At 59.2% G+C, this 19,568-nt stretch carries 18 protein-coding genes and 2 pseudogenes; 12 read left to right on the forward strand and 8 right to left on the reverse strand.

From position 1 onward, the window contains the following. Window positions 1-133 precede the first annotated feature (133 nt). Both AYM40_RS17055 and AYM40_RS17060 read right to left on the reverse strand, forming a co-directional pair. Window positions 134-457: an AzlD domain-containing protein gene (locus AYM40_RS17055; protein WP_063497242.1), complete on the reverse strand. Its 324-nt coding sequence runs from the start codon at window positions 455-457 to the stop codon at window positions 134-136. Beyond that, window positions 454-1,200 carry an AzlC family ABC transporter permease gene (locus AYM40_RS17060; protein WP_063497243.1) on the reverse strand — a complete coding sequence of 249 codons (747 nt, stop codon included), beginning with the start codon at window positions 1,198-1,200 and terminating at the stop codon, window positions 454-456. The genes AYM40_RS17055 and AYM40_RS17060 overlap by 4 nt, the downstream gene beginning before the upstream one ends. A 192-nt stretch (window positions 1,201-1,392) precedes the next feature. On the opposite strand from AYM40_RS17060, the gene AYM40_RS17065 reads away from it, so the two are divergent. The 6 genes from AYM40_RS17065 (at window position 1,393) to AYM40_RS17090 (ending at window position 6,292) form a co-directional block, all read left to right on the forward strand. Further along, window positions 1,393-2,316 carry a branched-chain amino acid transaminase gene (locus AYM40_RS17065; RefSeq protein ID WP_063497244.1) on the forward strand — a complete coding sequence of 308 codons (924 nt, stop codon included), beginning with the start codon at window positions 1,393-1,395 and terminating at the stop codon, window positions 2,314-2,316. 77 nt (window positions 2,317-2,393) lie between these two features. Next, window positions 2,394-2,588, forward strand: coding sequence for a zinc-finger domain-containing protein (locus AYM40_RS17070; protein WP_007180502.1), 195 nt, complete (start codon window positions 2,394-2,396; stop codon window positions 2,586-2,588). 263 nt (window positions 2,589-2,851) lie between these two features. After that, window positions 2,852-3,877 carry a lipopolysaccharide heptosyltransferase II gene (gene waaF / locus AYM40_RS17075; protein ID WP_063497245.1) on the forward strand — a complete coding sequence of 342 codons (1,026 nt, stop codon included), beginning with the start codon at window positions 2,852-2,854 and terminating at the stop codon, window positions 3,875-3,877. A gap of 178 nt (window positions 3,878-4,055) precedes the next feature. Next, window positions 4,056-4,502: a nuclear transport factor 2 family protein gene (locus AYM40_RS17080; RefSeq protein ID WP_063497246.1), complete on the forward strand. Its 447-nt coding sequence runs from the start codon at window positions 4,056-4,058 to the stop codon at window positions 4,500-4,502. 70 nt (window positions 4,503-4,572) lie between these two features. Next, window positions 4,573-5,727 carry a YheT family hydrolase gene (locus AYM40_RS17085; protein ID WP_236720858.1) on the forward strand — a complete coding sequence of 385 codons (1,155 nt, stop codon included), beginning with the start codon at window positions 4,573-4,575 and terminating at the stop codon, window positions 5,725-5,727. Then, on the forward strand, window positions 5,720-6,292 hold the full coding sequence (locus AYM40_RS17090) for a DUF2946 family protein (RefSeq protein ID WP_063497248.1): 573 nt from the start codon (window positions 5,720-5,722) through the stop codon (window positions 6,290-6,292). Before AYM40_RS17085 ends, AYM40_RS17090 begins: the two co-directional genes overlap by 8 nt. Window positions 6,293-6,381: 89 nt before the next feature. Here the strand turns inward: AYM40_RS17090 and AYM40_RS17095 are convergent, their stop codons facing one another. Beyond that, the gene (locus AYM40_RS17095; RefSeq protein ID WP_063497249.1) at window positions 6,382-8,097 is read right to left on the reverse strand and encodes a M48 family metalloprotease; all 1,716 of its coding nucleotides are present in this window, start codon (window positions 8,095-8,097) and stop codon (window positions 6,382-6,384) included. 134 nt (window positions 8,098-8,231) lie between these two features. On the opposite strand from AYM40_RS17095, the gene moaC reads away from it, so the two are divergent. Together moaC and AYM40_RS17105 are read left to right on the forward strand one after the other, a co-directional pair. Beyond that, entirely contained in the window at window positions 8,232-8,711 is a 480-nt protein-coding gene (gene moaC / locus AYM40_RS17100; RefSeq protein ID WP_063497250.1) for a cyclic pyranopterin monophosphate synthase MoaC, read from the forward strand. Window positions 8,712-8,850: 139 nt separating this feature from the next. Further along, window positions 8,851-9,834 carry a tyrosine-type recombinase/integrase gene (locus AYM40_RS17105; RefSeq protein ID WP_063497251.1) on the forward strand — a complete coding sequence of 328 codons (984 nt, stop codon included), beginning with the start codon at window positions 8,851-8,853 and terminating at the stop codon, window positions 9,832-9,834. 305 nt (window positions 9,835-10,139) lie between these two features. On the opposite strand, the gene AYM40_RS17110 is transcribed toward AYM40_RS17105, so the two are convergent. The 3 genes from AYM40_RS17110 to AYM40_RS17120 all read right to left on the reverse strand — a co-directional run bounded on the left by AYM40_RS17110 (window position 10,140) and on the right by AYM40_RS17120 (window position 12,946). Next, window positions 10,140-10,646, reverse strand: a complete 507-nt coding sequence (locus AYM40_RS17110) for a hypothetical protein (RefSeq protein ID WP_148662194.1) — start codon at window positions 10,644-10,646, stop codon at window positions 10,140-10,142. A 189-nt stretch (window positions 10,647-10,835) separates the two neighbouring features. Next, the gene (locus AYM40_RS17115) at window positions 10,836-11,834 is read right to left on the reverse strand and encodes an ADP-ribosylglycohydrolase family protein (RefSeq protein ID WP_063497253.1); all 999 of its coding nucleotides are present in this window, start codon (window positions 11,832-11,834) and stop codon (window positions 10,836-10,838) included. Between the two features lie 233 nt (window positions 11,835-12,067). Next, entirely contained in the window at window positions 12,068-12,946 is an 879-nt protein-coding gene (locus tag AYM40_RS17120) for a lysozyme inhibitor LprI family protein (protein ID WP_063497254.1), read from the reverse strand. Window positions 12,947-12,998: 52 nt separating this feature from the next. Here AYM40_RS17120 and AYM40_RS38675 point away from each other — a divergent pair, with 52 nt between their 5' ends. Then, the gene (locus AYM40_RS38675; RefSeq protein ID WP_236720859.1) at window positions 12,999-13,319 is read left to right on the forward strand and encodes a helix-turn-helix domain-containing protein; all 321 of its coding nucleotides are present in this window, start codon (window positions 12,999-13,001) and stop codon (window positions 13,317-13,319) included. A gap of 70 nt (window positions 13,320-13,389) precedes the next feature. Here the strand turns inward: AYM40_RS38675 and AYM40_RS17125 are convergent, their stop codons facing one another. Continuing rightward, window positions 13,390-13,935, reverse strand: coding sequence for a hypothetical protein (locus AYM40_RS17125; protein ID WP_063497255.1), 546 nt, complete (start codon window positions 13,933-13,935; stop codon window positions 13,390-13,392). 271 nt (window positions 13,936-14,206) lie between these two features. Next, window positions 14,207-14,773 (reverse strand): annotated as a pseudogene (locus AYM40_RS17130) (recombinase family protein); the annotation flags it as partial. A 199-nt stretch (window positions 14,774-14,972) separates the two neighbouring features. On the opposite strand from AYM40_RS17130, the gene AYM40_RS17135 reads away from it, so the two are divergent. The 3 genes and pseudogenes from AYM40_RS17135 to AYM40_RS17145 all read left to right on the forward strand — a co-directional run bounded on the left by AYM40_RS17135 (window position 14,973) and on the right by AYM40_RS17145 (window position 19,518). Continuing rightward, a complete protein-coding gene (locus AYM40_RS17135) occupies window positions 14,973-15,908 on the forward strand; it encodes a restriction endonuclease (RefSeq protein WP_063497256.1) in 936 nt (311 codons plus the stop codon). Between the two features lie 28 nt (window positions 15,909-15,936). After that, window positions 15,937-16,173, forward strand: a pseudogene (locus AYM40_RS42535) (recombinase family protein); the annotation flags it as partial. Window positions 16,174-16,608: 435 nt separating this feature from the next. After that, window positions 16,609-19,518, forward strand: a complete 2,910-nt coding sequence (locus AYM40_RS17145; RefSeq protein WP_082855118.1) for a BT4734/BF3469 family protein — start codon at window positions 16,609-16,611, stop codon at window positions 19,516-19,518. Window positions 19,519-19,568: the final 50 nt, after the last annotated feature.

The raw sequence follows: 19,568 nt of genomic DNA on the forward strand, positions 1-19,568 counted from the left end.
TGCACCGGCGCGCTTATCCCGGAAACGGCCATTTTAACTGATCCACACGACCTTCTAACCCGCAACCGGCGAATGTCCCGTATTTGAAGAATGCGCCGCGCATGTCGCAATGCAGCATTCCCGCCTCGATCAATTACATAACGAGGCGCAAGAGCGTGAACACGACCATTCCCACCACAATCGTGCCGAGCATGGTGCGCCGCCACAAAAACCACGCAAGACCGGCCAGCGCCGCGTAAAACTCGTGGTTCGACAGCGCAAACGAGAGCCCGTCCGGCGTCGCCAGCACATCGGGCAGCACGACGGCGGCAAGCGCCGCGGCCGGCGCATAGCGCAACATCCGCTGCACGCGCGCCGGCAAAACCGTGCGCTCGCCGCCGATTAGAAACATGGCGCGTGTCACGGCGGTGACGAAGGTCATGCCGATAATGGCCAGCCAGATCTGCGTGGATGTCATTGGGTACCTCCGGCGCTGTTACGGATGCGGCGCAAGTCGGCGCGCTCGACCATCAGGTCGGCGGCACTGCCCGCGACAATCGCCGCGATCACCGCGAGCGGCAGCGCAAGCCGGTACGGCAGGTCGAAAGCGAGCAGCGACACCAGGCCCGCGATGCTGACGGCAACCAGCGTGGAACGCGTGGCGATCGCCGACACCATGATCGGCAAGAGCGCCAGCGTGCCCGCGAGCGCGAGGCCCCAGTTGTCCGGAATCAGGCTCGCCAGCAGGATGCCGACGATCGACGACACCTGCCACGACAGCCAGCTGCACACCGCCATGCCCCAGAAGTACGCCTCTTTGCCCGGCACGTAGCCGCTCTGGAAACTCTTCTTCTGGAACAGCAGATAGATCACGTCCCCGTTGAAGTAGCCCAACACGATGCGCCGCCACATTGGCAGATAGGAAAAATGCGGCGCAAGACCGGCGCTGAAGATCACGAAACGCGTATTGACCATGGCGGCGGTGAGCAGCACGGTCCAGATCGGCAGCTTGGCGGCCAGCAGCGGCAGCACGGCCAGTTGCGACGATCCGGCGTAGCACAGCAGCGACATGGTGAGCGCCTGCGGCAGCGTGAGCACCGACTTGCTCATTGCAATGCCGGTGACGAGGCCCCAGGAGAAAATTGCCATTAGCGTGGGCGAATAGTCGCGCGCGCCCTCACGGAAGGCACGGCGATCGGTATCTGACAGGCGAGCGAGCATGAGGCGAAACGCGGGCGCCGGGCGGCGCCGCAACGAAGGGAAGTCGGCGCCAGGTCGTCAAGCACCCGCTGGCGCATCCGGATTTGAATTATGCGTGCGCCGAATTATAGCGCCCGGTGTGCGGCCAAATGCCCGTTTCGTGTGCAAAAGACGCTAAAATGACGCTCTTTCACCGCACTGCTGGAGAATCGTATGTCAATGGCCGACCGCGACGGCAAGATCTGGATGGATGGCAAGCTCATCGACTGGCGCGACGCCAAGATCCACGTGCTCACCCACACGCTGCATTACGGCATGGGCGTTTTCGAAGGCGTGCGCGCCTACAAGACGGCGGACGGCGGCACGGCGATTTTCCGCCTCCAGGAGCACACCAAGCGCCTCTTGAACTCGGCCAAGATCTTCCAGATGGACGTGCCGTTCGACCACGAAACGCTGGCCGCCGCGCAGTGCGAAGTGGTCCGTGCAAACAAGCTGGAATCCTGCTACCTGCGCCCGATCATCTGGGTCGGCTCGGAAAAGCTTGGCGTGTCGGCCAAGGGCAACACGATCCACGTGGCGATCGCCGCCTGGCCGTGGGGCGCTTACCTCGGTGAAGACGGTATTGCCAAGGGCATCCGCGTGAAGACCTCGTCGTTCACGCGCCATCACGTGAACGTGTCGATGGTCCGCGCCAAGGCCTCGGGCTGGTACGTGAACTCGATCCTCGCCAACCAGGAAGCAATTGCCGACGGTTACGACGAAGCGCTGCTGCTGGACGTGGACGGCTACGTGTCGGAAGGCTCCGGCGAAAACTTCTTCCTCGTGAACAACGGCAAGCTGTACACGCCGGATCTGTCGTCGTGCCTCGACGGCATCACGCGCGACACGGTCATCACGCTGGCGCGCGACGCGGGCATCCAGGTAATCGAAAAGCGCATCACGCGCGACGAAGTCTATACCTGCGACGAAGCGTTCTTCACCGGCACCGCCGCCGAAGTCACGCCGATCCGCGAACTCGACAACCGCACGATCGGCTCGGGCGCACGCGGCCCGATCACCGAGAAGCTGCAATCGGGCTTCTTCGACATCGTGAACGGCAAGAGCGAGAAGTACGCGCACTGGCTGACCAAGATCTAACGCGCGCTGCCCCGCCCTTGAGTCCTCGGCCTTTGGGCGGTGCGATGCACGACCCTGTATAAATTGAGAAAGTCCCCATGAGCGAAATCAAGGAAATGCCGCTGGTCGAACTGTCGGCAAAAGACCTGCCGGCGTATTGCCCGAATCCGGCCATGCCGCGCTGGAGCGCGCATCCGCGCGTCTTTATCGACGTCACGCACGGCGAAGCCAAATGCCCGTATTGCAGCACGCGCTACAAGCTGCGTGACGGCGAGGTGGTCAAGGGTCACTAACCTTGATCATTGCGCACTGAGCGCTGATCGCTTGCTACGCTCTTTGCCGGGCCACCCGCTGCCCGGTTCGTCACGTGACGGGCCGGCTTTGCTATTGCAGCAGGTGGCGGTCAGGCGAGCGCTTCGCAGCAAAGCCGCAGCCGCGGCGGGGCCGGCCTTACCTGATCCGCATTGCAAGCTCGCGGCTTTTCCCTTTTGACACAATCGAACGCCACGCGCATAGCGCGCGCGGCGCTTCATTTCGATACCGGACACTCACTCTGATGCGTCGCGCGTTGGTTATCGCACCGAACTGGATCGGTGACGCATTGATGGCGCAGCCGCTGTTTGCGCGCCTCGTGAAATTGCATCCGCGCATCGTGATCGACGCGGTCGCGCCCTCGTGGGTTGCACCTGTGCTCGAACGCATGCCCGAGATCCGCGACGTCTACGCAACGGACCTCGCGCACGGCAAGCTGCAGATGCTGCGCCGCTGGCAACTGGCGAGCGACTTGCGCGATGTCGGCTACGACGCGGCCTATGTCCTGCCGAATTCGCTCAAGTCGGCGCTGATTCCGTGGATGGCGGGCATTCCGCTACGCATCGGCTATACCGGCGAAAGCCGCTATGGCTTGCTGAACGTGCGCCACGCGAATCCGCGCAAGGACGAGCGGCCGCCGATGGTCGGCCACTACGCCGCCCTCGCCTACGCGCCAGGCGCCAGGATCCCCGACGACCTGCCGATGCCGCGGCTCGATGCTGACCTGAACGAAGCGTCGCGCGTATCGGCACGCTTCAATCTGGACACGCGCGTGCCACTGCTGGTGTTCTGCCCTGGCGCCGAGTACGGTCCGGCCAAGCGCTGGCCGCCGGAGCATTTCGCAGCGCTCGCGCAGATCGTCGGTCAGTCGTTCCCGTACACGCAGATCATCGCGCTCGGCTCGCCCAGAGACGCGGCGCTTGCTCAGGCCATCGCCGAGAGAGCGCCAAACGTGCGTAACCTGTGCGGCCAAACCGCGCTGGGTGAGGCTTGCGCGCTGATCTCGCGGGCCAACGCAGTCGTCACCAACGATTCAGGCTTGATGCACGTGGCCGCCGCGCTGCGCCGTCCGCTGGTGGCCGTGTATGGTTCGACCGATCCGCGCCACACGCCGCCCTTGTCCGAGCTTGCGAAGGTACAATGGCTTCATCTCGAATGCAGCCCCTGTTTTCAGCGCGAGTGTCCGCTCGGGCATCTGAACTGCCTGAAGCAGTTGAGCGCCGAGCAGGTATTCGGCGATTTGCGCGGCATGTTGCTGGCGCAACGTTGAGCCAAACTGATTCGACTGATACTTGCACGCAACACCGCACGCCTCTGAGCGCGTCGCGTCATGTTCGCGCCTTGCGGCGCGGGCATCCTCGCGCTTGGGTGCGATTGTCCGGTGCTCCGGACTGTCCCGCTGACCGCCGCCCCGCAACCGCGCGCCACGCACAAGAGACTGACGAGCCATGCCACGTTTTGCCCATATCTTCGAAGCCGCCGCCGATACGCTGAACGCCTATTACCAGGCCATCGCCGAGGTCAATATCGATAGTTTGATGGGCCTGTGGATCGATGAGGAGTTCGTTAGCTGCATCTGCGCCGACGGCTCCCACCTGCACGGCCTCGACAGCATTCGCGCCGGCTTGCAGATCCAGCTCGAAACCGCGCCCGTTTCGATTGAACCGCTCGATATTCGCGTCTACGACAGCCTCGGCACAGTTGTCTATGCGATCGCCGAAGCGCACCGCCCGGCCGATCCAAAGGCTCCCCCCACCATGGTGTTCACCACTTACGTCATGGTCCACGAACGCGGCGAGTGGCGGATCGCTCATATTCACGCGAGTCCGATGCCGAATGAGGCCGCCAGTCAGTTCGCCACGAAGATGCGACATGGCCAGGGGTCGTTGCACTGATGCCTGACGGGCGTTTCATCTGCGTTTCTCATCTGTTATACCGGTTTTACCTTTTTGCTTCGACACTGGCATGAGCACGCCCCGCAGGAAGTCCCTCGCCCCGCAGGAAGTCCACCGTCCCGACGGAAGTCCCCATAGGGGATCGGGGGATTGGGGGACGGCACACAATCAATCCGCTTCCACCGGCGCGGCACGCGCCACGGCCACCGTGGATCTGTTCTACCGTGCGCCCCTCTGGCTGCCGAACCGGCACGTGCAGACCATCGTCCCTGCGCTGTTCGGGCGCCGCCCGGCCATCACGTTCCGGCGCGAACGCTGGGATACGCCGGACGGCGATTTCATCGATCTCGATTGGGTGGTGCATGACGGCGGAGCCGCCTCTGCGCTCGCCCCCGCCTCCTCGTTTAGCCTTCCCGCCGACAACGCTCCGCTGTTCGTCCTGTTTCACGGCCTCGAAGGCGGTTCCACGTCGCACTATGCCGCCACGTTGATGGCGGCCGCGCGCGAGTACGGCTGGCACGGCGTCGTGCCGCACTTTCGCAGTTGCAGCGGACCGCTGAATCTGTTGCCGCGCTTCTATCATCTCGCCGACAGCAACGAAGTCGACTGGATCCTCCGCCGCCTGCGCGCCACGCATCGGGGGCCGATCGTGGCGGCGGGCGTGTCGCTCGGCGGCAATGTACTGCTGCGCTGGCTCGGCGAACGGCGCGAAGATGCGTCGCCGGTGCTCTCGGCCGCCGCGGCAATTTCGACGCCGATCGACGTGCATGCCGGCGGCCGCGCGTTGTCGCAGGGCTTCGGCATGGTCTACACGCGCAGTTTCCTGAAGACGCTGAAACAGAAGGCCGAACAGAAGCTGGCGCAGTTTCCCGGACTGTTCGACCGCGACGCCATGCTGGCGAGCCGCACGATGTACGACTTCGACAACGTGGTGACGGCGCCGCTGCACGGCTTCCGCGATACCGACGACTACTGGAGCAGCGCGACCACACGGCCGTTGTTGCCTGGCATTGCCGTGCCGACACTGGTGCTGAACGCGCGCAACGACCCGTTCCTGCCGGCCGAGGCGTTACCGGCGCCGCACGAGGTGTCGGAATTTGTAGAACTCGATCAACCCCGGCACGGCGGCCACGCTGGCTTTATGACCGGCCCCTTCCCGGGCCGCATCGACTGGTTGTCGCGGCGCGTGTTCGGTTATCTGGAGCGGTACGTCGATCATGGATGACGTCGTCAAGCAGGCTTTGGCCAAATGGCCGAACGTGCCGAGTTGCACGGGATGGCTGATGCTGGACCGGCGCGGCAACTGGCGCATGCGGGATGAAGCCGCTCAGGCCAGCGGTGCGCCCGGTACGCCGATTCGGCATGAGGCGTTGCTCGGATTCATCAATCGGAATTACGACGCCGATGAACGCGGGCAGTGGTTTTTTCAGAATGGACCGCAGCGGGTCTATATCGAGTTGGGTTATACGCCGTGGGTGGTGCGGTTGTCAGCCGATGCCGCTGGGGTGCTTGCTTTGACTGACCAGGCCGGTGGGGCTTTCGAGCCTTCGGCTGTGTTTGTCGACGACGAAGGTGGGGTTCTGTTTGTCGATGCCTCCGCGCCACTGCGAGTCGCTGTTTTGCACGATCATGACCTCGAGGTTTTTTCCGACCACGCAGCGCTGGGCGATGACTCGATGAGCGGGGCGTTCCGCTGGAACAATGGAGTTGTGTTGCCCTTGCAGGGGGTGCAGCGAAATGAGGTTGCCGCGCGGTTCGGGTTTGTCGATAGTCCGGCGGCGAATGTCTAGGTCGTTTGCCGGCTTATTTGCCGGCTTACTTATCGCCTGGTTTTTTGCGCAGCCCACGTTCCGTGTCAGATAGCGCAAGCCGGCAGCCCCTAACTCTTCTCGTCAAGCCGCTCCTCTTTATAGCGGCTCTCCATTTCATGTAACCGGGCATCGACGGTCGCGAGATCGTAGTAGCCGATCGTCTTCAGATCCCGCGCTTCCTTCAGTTGCCGGATGGCCGACGGCCAAGCCCCCTCCAGCGCGAATTTTTCGGCCAAAGCCCGATGCTGCGTCAACGCATCGCCACTGCCGGCGCTTGACTGCGCGAGATACATCCACCAGGCAGGCTGATCGGGTTGTGCACGCGTTTCCTTCAAAGCCAAAGCCTGCGCGTCGGCGAATCGCTTCAAGGTCAGCAAGGTCTGGATATGCATGTCGATCGCGGCGTTCGACTGCGGCCAGCGCTTCTGTGCGAACTCGGCCAGACGAGCCGCCTCGTCATCGCGCCCGGCGCGGCGCGCGATGTCGGCCGCCAGCACATCGAGACTCGGCGAACTGCGCATGGGCTCACCTTCACCGCGTTCGCCGGCTGCAAACGCAGCGCGCGACGCAGCCAGCGATGCCGCCGCATCGTCGTAACGTTCGAGCAGCATCTGCCCATACGCAATCCCGTACCAGTTCGCCGCGACGTTCACTGCGGTACGGTCCTCGATTTCGGAGCGCAGGCGCGAAATCTCATCGGCGTATTCGCTGCGCGAGCGGTCCTGCAGCAAGCGCGCCCGCGCCCGCACAAAACCGTATTCGGACGTCTGATGCGGCTGCCGGTAAGGCGCTCGGCGCGCACGGTCTTCCATGTCGGCAATCCGTTCGCCAGTCAGCGGATGAGTGCGCGCGTAGGCCGGTATGCCTGTGTCGTTCATTGCCGCGCGATCGAGACGGCCAAAAAACGTGGTCATCGCGTAGGGGTCGTAGCCGGCGCCGGCCAGCAGCAAAAAACCGACGCGATCCGCTTCCTGCTCGGCGGAGCGCGAGAAACGCAACTGGTTGTCGACCGCATAGGCCTGGCCGCCAATCGCAATCGCGCTGCCAAGGTCGCCGCTGTGCGCGAGCACGCCCGCCAGAATGCCGAACAACAGGCCGGCGAGCGCGGCATAGGAGCCGCGTTCGCCGGCGGTGATCATGCGCGAAATATGCCGCTGCAAGACGTGCCCCATCTCGTGGCCGAGCACGGAGGCGAGTTCGGACTCGGTTTGCGTCGTCACGATCAAACCGGTGTTCACGCCGATAAAACCGCCCGGCAGCGAGAACGCGTTGATCTGCGCGTCGCGCACCGCGAACAGCTCGAAGTCCGGACGATAGCCGCCAATGTATAGCGCACTCGCCGCCGCAGAGAGTTTCGCGGCGACCGAGTTCAGGTAGTCGCGCACCAGCCAGTCGTCGAGATAGTCGGGGTCGCGGCGCACCTCGCGCATCACGCGCTCGCCGAGCTTGCGCTCGGCTTGCGGCGTGAGCGAGCCGGAGCCGCCGTTGCCGAGGTCGGGCAGTTGCTGCGTGACGATCGGGGCGCGCCAACTGGTGCTCGCGCCAGCGCTACCGGAAAAGCGGCTCTGTGCGCCGCCATAGACGCCGAACACGCCTTGGGCGAGTCCCGGCGGCACGATGGGGTCGGCGAAAGCTTCAACCGGACCGCTTACCAGCGGCGGTTCCGCGGACGGCATGTTGAGCGCGAGGTTCGTGCTCGAAGCCGTGCGCGATTGCGCAAACGCGCCCGGCGGCGCCGCGAGCACGACAGACAATAACGCAGCAAGAAACCGTTTCGAACGCATCGCGAGGTCGATATGACGAAGTCGAAAAGCGACGCCCGCCGCTCGGACTAAGATAGCGGGCATGGGCCAATTGTAATCATCCCGGCCCGTCGAACCACACTGCTATGATAGGCGCCCTCTGAAGGAGCCCAACCATGCCTGAACTCACTCATTTCGACGCCGCCGGCCAGGCGCATATGGTGGACGTCGGCGGTAAGCAGGAGACCAGGCGCATCGCGGTCGCGCGTGGCTCGATTCGCATGCTGCCGGAGACATTCGTGCTGATCCGCGACGGCAACGCCAAGAAGGGCGACGTGATCGGGATCGCACGCATCGCTGCGATTCAAGGTTCGAAGCGCACCGCCGATCTGATCCCGCTATGTCATCCGCTGGCGCTGACGCGCGTCAAAGTGGACTTCGACCTGGATGAAAAACTGCCCGGCGTGCATTGCACTGTGCAGGTGGAAACGCTGGGACGCACGGGTGTGGAAATGGAAGCGCTGACCGCCGTGCAGGTCGGACTGCTGACGGTGTACGACATGTGCAAGGCGGTGGATCGCGGCATGACGATCACCGATGTGAAGGTGCTGGAGAAGCATGGCGGGAAGTCGGGCGACTGGGTGGCGGAGAGTTAAGGCACTGTTTTATAAGTCTTAATTCAACGCTGCGCTTGATGCTGCAACGAAGCCATCGCCTGACAGAATCGCTACAAGTCTGACTGCTGGCATACGAAAAATCGATCTTGCTCCAATCCTGCTCCACTTAGGAACAGGAATGGCCGCTATACACCGCAGAAAGGACAAATGGCAGGTACGCATTCGCCGGAAGGGGTTTCCGGTCGAAGTAAAGACCTTCAATACCCGCGCCGATGCAGAACAGTGGGCGCGATCCGTCGAAACCGAGATGGATCGTGGGAGTTTCGTTAGTCGCAGTGAAGCCGAAGCGAACACGCTCGAAGACATCATTGAGCACTACATCACCGACGTTTGCCCCACAAGACGCAGCGGTGCGGACGAAATATCGCGGCTTCGCGCTACCTGCCGCACCAGACTCGCGAAACTCAGCATGGCCGCGTTGACCCCGAAGGCAGTTGCGGCTTATCGGGACGAACGGCTGAAAAAAGTGAAGCCAGCCACGGTAATTCGGGAACTGGCGTACCTATCGGCGATCATCAATCACGCCCGTCGTGAGTGGGACATCAACATTGCGAACCCGGTCACACTGGTTCGTAAACCGCCTTCGCCCCAAGGTCGAGATCGTGTGCTCACCACCGACGAAGAAACGCTCCTTCTTGCTGCAATGATTCCGACCGAAAGGCGGAGCATATGGCTGCTTCCGGCAACAATCCTGAGCTTGGAAACGGCCATGAGACGCGGCGAGTTGATTGAATTGCGGTGGTCGAACGTCAATCTCGAAGCCCAGACCGCGTACTTGCCGATCACGAAGAACGGGACAGCGCGAACCGTCCCGTTGTCCAAGAAGGCAGTCAGCATCTTGGCCGACCTACCCCGTTCCATTGATGGCACGGTAATTCCGGTCAAAGGCAACACGCTACACGCGGCCTTCAGGAAGGCGTGCAAACGTGCAGGGATCACGGACTTCCACTGGCACGACCTGCGGCATACGGCCATCACACGACTGGCGCAAAAGTTGCCAAATTTGATCGAACTCGCGGCGGTGTCGGGACACAGGAACTTAGGGATGCTGAAGCGGTACTACCATCCGTCTGCCGCCGATTTGGCGCGAAAGCTTGGCTGAACCCGTCAGGATGATGCCGCGTACTGACGAAGAATTCCCTTACTGCGCGGCCCGCGAATTTAATCCTGCAACAGATCGGGGACAGAGACAGCTACCATCAACCGATCTGTTTAACCGGCCCGCTTCTCGTACAACTTTGCCGTGAACTGCGCGACCAGCGGTTCGACAAGGTCGAAGCCCCGAAGCCGTTGAAGCCAGTGCGTCAGATGGCCGTGCGAACCACAGGGTGAAGTTGGCAAAGCTGAATGTGACTGAACTGTAGTTCACAGAAGCGGCGTTGCTGCTTTATAAGGCGACCGGCAGCCCTAACCCTTTTTCTGCAATTCTTCCAACACGTAACGACCTACACTTGTGTAATCGTCAGACTCTTTGTTGCCGCACTCTTTATTCCACAATGCATTGTTGTCGATTGCGAATTTGAATACTCCACCTTTTTTAAGTTGCCAAACGGCTGTTCCACGATCAATTCCACCAAATCCATTTTTAGCCGCATAAGCCAAGCAAGCGGTCATAGCTTCAGGCTTATCAATCACCCCCAAACTTGATACGGTCATCGATTGTTGATCGCGCATAGCATCATAGGTCTTACTGACCACGCCAAGGGCGACCATCTTTTCTGCTTTTGATCGCTCTATTGCTTTGGTAGCAGCAGCATCAGTATCAACCTGCGCCTGCATTTCCTTTCGAACGCTATCGGGCGTTGGAGACGGTAACGCCGTTTTTTCCGGGTAAACAGTGTTGTGGATGATTCCACTTAAAAATAGCGCAACAACAAAACCAACGATTCCAATTGCTATCGTTTTTCCTTTCACAACCACTCCCGTAAAATTTATGCAGACATGTTGGCACCATTTGCTCGGGTACACAATATCGCCTAAAACGCGTTCAATAAACCCCGATGCGCAACACGCCATTATTCAATAACCGCGATGCCTTCCGCAGCAGCCACGTCGAATCGTCATCGGCTGGCGAGTTGCGTCGATCTTCATCGCAGTCGTTCGTCAGGTCCCATGCGCCGTATTGGCTTTATTGTCCGCTGCAATCAAGCTAATCAATGGTTCAACAAGATCGTAGCCGCGCAATTGCTGTAGCCAGCTTATAGGAATTCCTGCAAGCCCAAACCGAATGCCCGCGAGACCACCGGCAACGGCGGCTGTTGTATCAGTGTCGTGCCCGAAGCTAATCGCCGTTCGAATCACATCCTCAAACGAGCCTTCTTCCATTGCCTGACGGGCAGACCAGATCGTATCAAGCACGTATCCAGTGCCACGCGGCTGGTCTGTTTTCGGGAATCGTCTCAGCACGTCCAGTTCGACCAGAAGCGCCTTCTGTGTCGGTTGGTCGGACCACACAGCATAAATTTCTTCGAGACGTTGGTCCGCTGATGACCAAGGGTCGGCAAGATTTCCCAAGTATCCGCGTGCGACAAGGCAGTAGAACGCGCAGGCAACAAGTGAACGCGGGTGTGCGTGTGTTGGCATCGATTGCAGGTGTGCGTCACGGACCAGCGCATCATCAGTTCCGGTGTGCCACAGTGCCAACGGTAGGACCCGCATCAGTGACCCGTTACCGTTATCCATCACTGACGCGCCGCCCGATTCACGCGGCGGGATACCGTCGCGCAACCTGCCCAACGCGTCGGCGGTTTGAATGCCAACATCGAACACATCCCCATCGACCGCAAAATAGCCGTCGTCCAGCCATCTCAGCAGTCTGCTCGCGAAGTCGGTTAACTTGAAGCGGCCACATAGAAGCAGGCTGTCAAACAGGCAGAGTGCTTGTGCGCCATCGTCGGACCACGTACCGACCGGCACACCGGCATGTGAGCGCCTGAAGCCAACAGCCGTGGTCATTTCAATCTGCTCGCGTGACCGAATCTGTTCGGGCTTCTTGAATTCAAACCCCACGCCGAGCGCGTCGCCGCAAAGGAGACCAATTAACCCCGCGATCCGTGCATCTGCCACGTCGCGCAACCCTACGAAGCCTGTTTCTTGTTCCATTTGTTTTTTTCCGAGTCGCATGCGATGCGATGTAGTTGGCTTTCGATGGTGGTGTCCGACGTGTAACGTCGCGGAACATTTGATCGCCGCACGTTGCGACGGCGCAACCGCACTGACCACGCAAATAAAAAAAGGCCGTCCAAACAAGCGACGGCCCACCAACACACGCCGCGCAGTGTCTGCACGACAGCTTCAGCAAGGTATTGAGCTTCGATACAGCGGCAAGAGATTCGTCAAATACCCGCGAGCGTCTGAATGCGAGCATCAGTCACTCGCAGAAGGCAAGCGGCGTCGGTGCAGACATCGCGCTCCTGCTTCATCCACGCTCGTTGGCCCTGCTTCAGTGCCGTTTGATCGCTCGCCTTGGACCGCGCTGCGGCATAAGCAGCAGCCAGCCGCCGATCTGAATCAGCAGTCTCGGGAGACGAGCATATTAGCTTCTCGATGTCCGATGCCGCTTTAGCGCAGTCGAAGCTTGCGACGATTGGCACGACAACTGACGCCGACGCGGCAGCCACAATACCGACATCGGAACGGACAGCAGTGCCTTCGGTCGGCGCACTTGCGGCCAGAGACGGAACCGGTGCGGCGCTTGCAAGGTCCGACGAACCCGCTTGACCGGACACCGCAATGGCCGTCTCACTTGCCAAGGTGTTTGCCGCCAGTACCGCAGTATCAAGTCCTGACGTGGCCGGTGATGCTGCCGCGTCAGGGCCGATGTTTGTCGCGGCAAGCTGCTGAGCCGCCTTCTCCGAACCCGATGACGTGTCAACACCGGCTTGTGGCGTCGCGATGTTCTGCGGCTGTTGTGTCCGCTGTGCTTGCGCACGCACTGCGGCATCATTTTGCAGCCAGTAAAGCCCGAATAGGGTGCCACCGGCAAGCAACAGAAGTAGAGTGATAACCCGGCCAATCTTCGTGCCCAAAAGCCCCCACAGCACACCACCCACCGCGCCGACTATACCAAGCGCTATCAATCCGCCCAACTCGACGGTTTGTTGCGCAGCTTGCTCTTGTCCCCTGCGCTCCCGGTCATTTCGTGCCGCCTGAAAATACGCCAGCTTTTCCCTACGAAGCCGATCTTCTTCGTACCGCCTGATTTGGTCATCCATCAGTCAACCCCTTAGCTTGGTCAAAGCAGCGATGCCGAAGACATCGCCACAGATGCGAAAAATCTTTGTAATCAAGAAACAAGGTACATGTACCCTAGTGCCCACAGCATCATATCGGAATGATGCGGGGGTGCCAAACCTAAGCAGCCACCGCCAGAATCCAACGCTTGTCGCCCTTGGGGCAGCGATCCGCCGCGTTCGGCGAGAACGCGGTCTTTCGCAAGAACAACTTGCCCTATCGGCGGAAGTTGACGTGAGTTATTTGGGAAGAGTCGAACGGGGTGACAACGCAGCAGCCCTACTCACCCTGAAGCGGATCGCCGACGCCCTACAGATCAGCATGGCGTCGTTGATGGATGAAGCAAAGCTATGATATGGGGCCGCTGCGTTGGACGGCTGCCTTGCAACTTGGCGCACCGATCTCCCACGTATCGTCCGTTTCATCATCGCAACGAAAACAGCCATGCAGACGAAGATTGCGGCCACAGGTCAGGCAGCAACTCACCGGCCAAGTAGATGCCGCGACCGTACTTCTGGTACATCATCGCCAGCGCAAAAAGTGGTGCATCTGGCGGTCGTCCGCTGCGGACGAATCCGATGTACGTCAATGCGTCTGCATTTGCGCTGAATGCCGCATGGGCCAGGTGATAAAAAGCATCGCTGTCAGTCACGCAGCCATTTTCATCGGCAATCAGCTTCGCGCACTTCCAACTCCGAGTCTTCTGGTCATCCTGATACCAGCCCGTCAGATCATGATCGTCATGGCATTCAGTTGAGATTTCGACGCGAACACGCGGTGCGACCTTTCTCGCGAGATAAGACGGGAAGTGAATTAGGTCGAAGCCGTGCTTAATCAAGGCTTCGTCAGTGACCATCGAGATGCTGGTGCCACGCGGTATGGACACGCGTGCGGTGCCGTTGCTGTCAGGCATATTGATCTCCGTTTTAGCCGAATTCGACAGGTCGTCGGGGACGGCAAGCAGGCTCAAATCTCCCCAGTCCATTCCACGAAGTGCGGCGGACCAACCGTTAAGCAAAGACTATCGTAAAAAATAACAAGCTGCGCGATACAGCACTGCCGATTCGTCATTCAGGCGTGTTTGCTGCCTTCTTGCGGGATGCGCGAAGGTCCGACCAGTCGATCAACGCACAAGGCACACCGTCCGGGCCAAGTTGGCCCTGCTCGATAGATTCGTCTTCCTGATCCCGATGCGGAACGCCGACGCTGACATCCAACTCGGGACTTGCCATCAATCGACCTTCACGAACGCGCATGATGGTCTGACGGCTGGTTTTCATCTCGCGTGCAATCTGCGCAATGGGAATGCCAGCATTCAGGCTCTCCACCACGACAGCACGCTGCGCGTCCGTCAACGCCGCAGGTCTGCCAAATGCCTTGCCTTCCGCTTTCGCCCTGCGGATACCGGCATGTGTCCGTTCGATCAGCAAGTCGCGCTCGAACTCGGCGACGGCATTGATGACCTGCATTGTCATCTTCCCTGCTGGACTGGTCAGGTCAACGCCACCAAGCGCGAGACAGTGGACGCGAACCCCGATGGCTTCCAGACGTTCGACAGTTGCCCGCACATCCATCGCGTTCCGTCCGAGACGATCCAGCTTGGTGACAATCAGGACATCGCCATCTTCAAGCTTGTCGAGAAGCTTGGCAAAGCCCTTGCGTTCGAACGCGGCAACCGAACCGGAGACGGTCTCAGCAACGATACGTTGCTTCGCGACGGAGAATCCCGCAGCTTCAATTTCCTTGATCTGATTGTCGGTCGTCTGGTCCGTCGTTGAGACCCGGCAGTACGCGAATAGTCGTGACATCCACACCCCATGTGTCCGAAACAGATGTACGAATGTTACCAGGTGTCCAATAGGTTTACAAGCACACTTTTGGACATCTTCATCACGGCAGTCCGTAATCGCTCGTTTTCGGACAGGCGCGAACGGTGTGCCATCGGTGATGAAATTCAAACCACGGTCCGGTAGCATCTAGCACGAACCAGAGAAGAGCAAAGAACACATGCCGATACCCGATTACCAAACTCTAATGCTGCCGGTCCTTCGTGCTGTCAACGACGATCAGGAACATCGCTTTCGCAACGTGGTCGAGAAGCTCGCCGACGAATACCAACTCAGCGACGAAGAACGGAACACGCTCATACCTAGTGGGGGGCCGTTATTCTCCAATCGGGTGGGCTGGGCGCGCACTTACTTGAAACAAGCGGGCGTGATCGAATCAAGGAAACGCGGTTATCTGAACATCACGGAACGCGGAAAATCCTTGCTATCGAAAGGTCCGGCGCGGATTGATAACGCCACGCTCAATCAGTACCCAGAGTTCGTCGCGTTCAGGCAGAAGAAAGCCAGTGAAGCGCAGACTCCTGTCGTGGCACTGTCGCAAGCCGGACAGATTGCAGCGGAGATTGATGAATCAACGCCTGAAGAGTCTTTCGCCGAAGCATATATGCGCCTTCGGAGCAGTCTCGAAGCCGAGTTGCTGGACCAAGTCAAATCGTCAACGCCTGGCTTCTTCGAAAGGCTGGTGATCGACCTGCTAGTCGCAATGGGATACGGTGGTTCTCGGCAAGACGCGGGCAGCGTCATCGGGCGTAGCGGCGATGGCGGCATCGACGGCACTATCAAGGAAGACAAACTCGGTCTGGATGTGATCTACGTTCAGGCGAAGAGATGGGGAGACACGGTGGGCCGTCCAGAAATACAGAAGTTCGCCGGTGCCTTGCAAGGTCAGCGTGCAAACAAGGGGGTCTTCATTACCACGTCCACATTTACCCGCGAAGCGAAAGAATATACGGGCGTCATCTCATCGAAGATTATCCTTGTGGACGGCGATCAACTGGTCAAACTGATGGTCGATCACAACGTCGGCGTTTCGACCGTCAGCACCTTCCATGTAAAGAAGGTCGATTCCGATTACTTTGAAGGCGATGCGGTGTAAGGCAGACGACCGCGTTGTTTTTTTGATTTGCACGGCGGCACAAGGTGAAGCGGACTATAAGAATCGAGCAGAAATGCAACGGCGTGGCGTGGCTATCGTCAAGGCTGCGGGCAAGTACACCGGACGTGAACGGTCTGACGACTACGGCGCTATCCGGGCATGGCGTGCCGAACATGGCGCGAGCATCAGGCAGACGGCGGAACAGTTCAGCGTCGGCACTGCCACTGTTAAACGGGCTTGTGCGGAGTGTGCGCCAACAGCCTGATCCGGTTTCTGAACAAGTTGGCAGCGATGCATATGAATCAGTACCGTCGCTTCGGATGAATGATTCGCAAGGCATCAGTGTTTCGGTTGGCTAAGGCCATATATCGCATCAGTCTGCCGCAGCGATGCAGCAGTTCGCTTGATGCATACCCAACTGCACCAGTTGAACATCATGTAACGCTCCCTTCGGTCGCGTCGCTTCGCGGATCACAGGTTCGCATGTCATCAGTCATACCCCACAAATGGGCGTCATTTCTATATAATAATTAATAGAAGAAACACCCATTAGTGGGAATAGTTCACCCCCTTTCTATCGTCCAAAGGTGCGCCGCTGTCGGTCTCTCCGACGACGCATAAGTAAACGGCAGCACCAAAGAAAAGACCCCACTGGACACGCATCCAGTGGGGCCACGATACCCACAAAGCGACCAACCCCATGAGTGCAACTATTTATACGTGCGTTGCGCCGTCCATGCGTCCGACGCAGGAATCGGCACGACAATCCATCGAAGAAATCATCGAATCCGTCCGTGACGGAAGCTACCATGAAGTCGTCAGCCGTATTCGCGCCACAAAAGACGAAGCCAAACGCAAGAAACTGAAACAAGACACACTGCCGGTCTTCTATCCGTCCGTGCAACCGGGTAGCGATACCCGTCTCGCCGAAGATAGCCAACCGACCGGCATCGTCCAGTTCGACATCGACAAGAAAGACAATTCCGGAGTTGACCTTCAGACGTTACAAGATGCGGTAATACAGCACCCGGCGTGCATGTATGCGTTCTCGTCGCCATCAGGCGGACTGAAGTTCGGCCTGTTGACCGACTTTGCCCGCGCATCCGGCGAAGCCATCGACATCACGAAACAGCGGTTCAAGATCGCATACAGTCATTGCCTGCGACTCATTCGGCAGTATTGCCGCATCCGGTTCAACGACGATGACGCCGTATCTAGGATTCGCCAGTCATGCTTCTTGTCTCACGACCCCCACGCGTTCTTCCGCGCTGACTGCACGCCCTTGGCCGTGAACGACCAGTGCCACGTATTGCCGCCTGCACCGATCACCGAGACGATGGCAGACATCACGTCCGTCCAGATTTTGCTTGACCACATCCCGCGTGATCTGCCCTATGACGACCGCTTCAAGGTTAACGCTTGCGTCCTGTTCATGCTTGGCCGTTCAGGCATTCAACTGCTGAAGGACCACTGGCAGACAGATGATCTAGCGAAACTGGCACGCGACCTTGACGACGCCTTGCGTGGCGCGACATTCGGCAATCTCTACCTGTTGCAGTCGTATGCAACAGAGTACGGCAACTACACGCCGTCCACAGGTGGCACGGCACGACGCAAAGTCCAACCGATGCCGTGCGACTATGCCCTTGAACCCCTTTCCACGCCCCAAGAAGCCACGGCCAAACTACAGTCGATCATCCGTGAGTTCGTTACCGGCAAGGCGTCACACTTCGTCAAGGTCACGACTGGTGCCGGAAAGACCCGCACCGTGCTTGAAGCATTGTCGCGAGAAGTCGGCCACAACGCGAAGATTCTGTTTCTCGTTCCGACGCACGATCTAATCGACCAGATCATCCAGACATACAACGAAATCCGTGCCGCTGACATTGCCAGTGCAGATATGCTGCGCGGCAAGTTGCAACGTCCGACCATCGTCCAGTTTTACTCACGGAAAACGCTCTGCGAGAATGAGCAAGCCCGCGAGAACCTTGAAGAATACGGCGTCAGCATTCCTCTTAAATACTGCCTGTCCCAGTGCCCGTTCCAAGGCAACTGCGAATACACCGCGCAGTTCGGCACGACCGCCAACATCCGCGTGATGACGCACAACGAATGGATCAACGAACAGTCGGCGTGGTTCAACGGTAGCCGGATGACAGACAAGGGCGGCACCGAACCCAACGGCAATCGGTCCCCGTGGGTGCCAGACTACATCGTCATTGACGAAGACATCCTAAGACTTGGCAACGTACAGAAAGAACCCGCATCGCAACGGTTCCCTTCGATAGCTCGGATCATCGCCAGTGTCCACGCCGGAAGCGCGTTGCAAGATACCATCTGGATTCACTACGAACATGTCTTACGTGACGCCGCGAACAACGCAAAGCCCGAAACGCCGCCACTGACTCTGCCGCTCGCTAAATACCGCAAGGTCTATCTGAAAAACCAAGCCGATAGCCAATATTCGGAAATCGTAGCGCGACTTGAAAGCTACATCCGATCCGATGATCCCAAGCTGCTTGACGGCATGTGGGTCGAAGACAATGAGATCAAGTGGTTGCCGTTACCGGCACCGGCTGAACGGTACGAAGGCATTCCTACGCTGTATCTCGATGCGACTGCACACCCGGCTGTCGTTCAACGTCTGCTTCCGGACGTTCAGTTTCACGCCATAGCCGTCCGCCAGCATGACGACGTTTGTCTGTTCCAGTTATCGAACAAAACGATCACGAAGGGATGGTTGGCGGAAAAGCCCGCGAACATCGCAACACTAGTTGATAGTCTGATGGAAATCGCGAAGCCGTACACGAATGTCGGCTTGATTACCTATAAGCGGATCGGCGACGACGACCAGTTCGCGGGGACGCTCGCAGGGAAAATCGGCGCAACGGTCTGCGCACATTTCGGCGACCTGCGTGGCATCGACGCGATGAAAGACGTGGACTGTCTGCTGGTGGTGGGCCGACATGCACTCCCACCGAAATCGATACAGGACTATGCCCGCGCCCTTTTTGGAACCGATGCACCCCCGGAGAAACGGATTTATGCCGATTTGCCAGTTCGCATGAAGGACGGCGGCACGTTCCGCCTGAACAGCCAGATCGCGAAAGACCCTTGGCATCAGGTTGTCTATGAACACACGTCGCAGTCCGAAACCCTTCAGGCCATCGGTCGCGCACGCCCGGTTCATGGGCCGAAAAAGGACATTTACGTATTCGCGAATGAGAATCTTTCAATCAATACCGAAGTGGCGGGATTCTTCCCGTTCGAACAGTATTTCAAGCAATCGGTAACACTCGTCACGCCAGAAGCCCTTGCATGCGTCCGGGAACGCGGCTTCGTACAGTTGATGCCGAAGGACCTGACAGAACAGTTGGGACTGACCGGCCATCAGGTAAAGGGTTCCGAACGGCAGAAACAGATCGCGGACGAACTGGTCAGCAATGGTGCTGACTGGATCGAAGCAACAGTCAAGTTCGAGAAAGGTAAAATCTCGACGCAGACTTACCTAGTGTTCGATATGACCGCACTGGAACGCCACCTTGACGAAAAAGGCACACGAATCATTGCAGTCGATGCCATCACTTCCGAAGAGTGTCTGACCGACTGACGGTCAGCATTCGATGACTGAAACAGTCGGCCACCAACAGTGCCACCGTG

The sequence above is a fragment of the Paraburkholderia phytofirmans OLGA172 genome, from assembly GCF_001634365.1.
Taxonomy (GTDB): Bacteria; Pseudomonadota; Gammaproteobacteria; order Burkholderiales; family Burkholderiaceae; genus Paraburkholderia.